Below are 2,913 nucleotides of genomic sequence, written 5' to 3' on the forward strand. Positions count from 1 at the left end.
TAAGACTTTCGCTATTTTTTTATGTTTATTTATTTTTTTTATAAGTTTTAAACACTGTTATTTTGCATTTATATAATAAAAAGCATTTATTAAAAAAAACAATATGCATTTAAAGATTTTTTTAACAAAAAAAGAAATCTTTTTAAAGATTTTTTTTTATAAAAAAAAAATCTTTAAAAAGATTTCTTTAAATTTAAGAAAAAATGAAATAATTTTTTATAAATTTTTTAAAAAATAAAAATTAAGAATAGTAAGTACTACGTAAAAAAACGCATTTATTTAAATATTTTTTTATATTTAATTATCTGGATATGTATTTGTAGCTATTTTGCGTAAATAATAATAACTAATATTTACTTGTTTTTTTAACCCACTAGGTCCCATTTTAGTCAATTCACTTAAAGAATACTTGGCAACTAATGCTCGAAGAATAGTTTGTCGAGCTTCTTTCTCATCTAAAGATATTAAACGTTGTGCATTTTTCTTTTTTTTGTAAAAAGCATGTCTAGAAACTCGATATTTAAAAATACTTTTCATTTGAATATCTTTAGATCGTCTTTTTGCATCAAGCATAGTTATAGGATTAAGTCCCTTGCTAATAAGATTTTTATTTATCCATCCTAATTGTTGTTGTTTAGCATTAATTAATTTTTTTTCAGAAATTCCTAATAACATAAAAAATAATGGAGTAAGTTTTATCATTTTAGGCATATAGTTACCTAAAATTTTATCCCATATCTTTTTACAACTCACATAACCCATAGGTTCCATAAAATTTGTTATTAATCTGGATGCTCGGGTAATAGATTTATTGCCAGATGCAGATATTGTGGACAAACCACATTCATCAGATAATTGTTCAACAGACGCTTGAACTAATTCAGAAGAAATATTAAAATGATATAGCATTGCTGAAACCATAGCTCTCATGGCAGATGCTCGATGTTTATTTAATTGTCTGAATCTTTTTAAAGGCAATCCTGTCTTAATATTTTTTGCTTGTAAAATATAATTTAATTCACATCTTGAAACATCTATCTCTTCTGCCCTTTCCATTGCATAACAAATAAAAAAGGGCCGCCGTTTATTATTTTTAGGAGGCTTAAAAATAGGATTCAGGTTATGTATATAACATTTTCTTGATGTCATAAAATAATACTTAAAGTAGTAAGGAATTAATTTTTTATTCATATAAAAAATAAATTTACGGAAAAATTTTAATAAAATTTTTCGTATTTTTTGTATATATAATATATACTTTACTTTTATTTTATTTTATGAATAAATATAATTTATAAAGAAAAGAATATTCTTACCATAAATTTTAATTATTTTCAATATAAGTTGTTAAATTTTTTTAAAATATTTTTTTTTATAAACAAAAAAATTTAATGAATATTATTTATTTTTAAAAAAAAATATTTTATTAAAAAATTAATTAGGAATAATAAAATGGAAAAAATTATTGAAAAAACTATATATGCTTCTCGTTGGTTAATGTTTCCTGTTTATGTTGGTTTGTCGTTTGGTTTTATATTATTGACATTAAAATTTTTTCAACAAATCGTATTCATTATTCCAGATATTTTAGCTATGTCTGAATCCGGTTTAGTATTAGTTGTTTTATCACTAATTGATATTGCTTTAGTGGGTGGATTATTAGTAATGGTTATGTTTTCTGGTTATGAAAATTTTATTGCAAAAATGGATATTCAAGATAATGAAAAAAGATTGGGTTGGATGGGTACTATGGATGTAAATTCAATAAAAAATAAAGTAGCATCATCAATAGTTGCAATATCTTCTGTACATCTTTTACGTCTTTTTATGGAAGCTGAAAAAATTTTAGATGATAAAATAATGTTATGTGTTATAATTCACCTTACGTTTGTTTTATCTGCATTTGGTATGGCATATATTGATAAAATGAGTAAAAAGAAGCATCATTTATATTAATTATTAATTTAAAAAATACTTATAAAAAATGAATTAAACGATTTGTAATGTTATTTTATTAATGTTATATTTATTTCAAATATTATTTCAAACTTTTAATAAATAACAAATATTATTTTTCATTTTCTTGCTGAAAATAATTTCCAAATAAAATAAAAATATATTTTACTTAATCAAGTGTATTTAGTGCCTAGAAAAAATTATATATATAATCCTAAACCAGTTTTTAATCCACCTAAAAATGATAGGAAGAGATCTACATTCATTTGTTATGCTATGAAAAAAGCATCAGAAATAGATGTTGCTAGATGTGATTTAAACTATAAATTGTTACCTATAGATCCCAAAACTGGTAATATTTTACCTCGATTTAGAAGATTAAATGAACATCGTGCATGCGCGATGAGAGCCATAGTTGTCGCTATGTTGTATTATTTCGATATTCAATCCAATTTAGTTCAAGCTTCCGTTGAAAAATTAGCAGATGAATGTGGTCTTTCTACTTTCTCAGACTCTGGTAATAAATCTATCACCCGAGCTTCACGTTTAATAAATGATTTTTTAGAACCTATGGGTTTTATTAGATGTAAAAAAATAAAAAATAAATCAATTAGTAATTATCTACCAAAAAAAATTTTTTTGACACCGATGTTTTTTATGCTATTCAACATATCACAATCAAAAATAAATAGTTATTTATCTAAATCAATGAAAACATCTCAAAAATTAAAAATCAAGGAAAAAAAAATATTTATTTCTTTTTCAGATATTAAGGTAATGTCACAATTAGATGAAAAATCTGCCAGAAAAAAAATTCTAAACACATTAATCAATTATTATACAGCAAGTGAATTAACAAAAATAGGTCCTAAGGGGCTTAAAAAACAAATAGATATTGAATATAATAATTTATGTAAATTATTTAACAAAATTAAAAAATAAATTTACACAATAAAA

At 22.6% G+C, this 2,913-nt stretch carries 3 protein-coding genes; 2 read left to right on the forward strand and 1 reads right to left on the reverse strand.

Annotated features, from left to right (window positions below; translation table 11 throughout):
- Positions 1–297 precede the first annotated feature (297 nt).
- A complete protein-coding gene (gene repA, locus D9V66_RS03300) occupies positions 298–1,149 on the reverse strand; it encodes a plasmid replication initiator RepA (RefSeq protein WP_158366061.1) in 852 nt (283 codons plus the stop codon).
- Positions 1,150–1,452: 303 nt separating this feature from the next.
- On the opposite strand from repA (D9V66_RS03300), the gene D9V66_RS03305 reads away from it, so the two are divergent.
- Together D9V66_RS03305 and repA (D9V66_RS03310) are read left to right on the forward strand one after the other, a co-directional pair.
- Positions 1,453–1,956: a TIGR00645 family protein gene (locus tag D9V66_RS03305; protein ID WP_158366059.1), complete on the forward strand. Its 504-nt coding sequence runs from the start codon at positions 1,453–1,455 to the stop codon at positions 1,954–1,956.
- A 186-nt stretch (positions 1,957–2,142) separates the two neighbouring features.
- Entirely contained in the window at positions 2,143–2,898 is a 756-nt protein-coding gene (gene repA / locus D9V66_RS03310) for a plasmid replication initiator RepA (RefSeq protein WP_158366071.1), read from the forward strand.
- Positions 2,899–2,913 lie beyond the last annotated feature (15 nt).

This window comes from Buchnera aphidicola (Brevicoryne brassicae) (genome assembly GCF_005082825.1).
GTDB classification, from domain to species: Bacteria; Pseudomonadota; Gammaproteobacteria; order Enterobacterales; family Enterobacteriaceae; genus Buchnera; species Buchnera aphidicola_AK.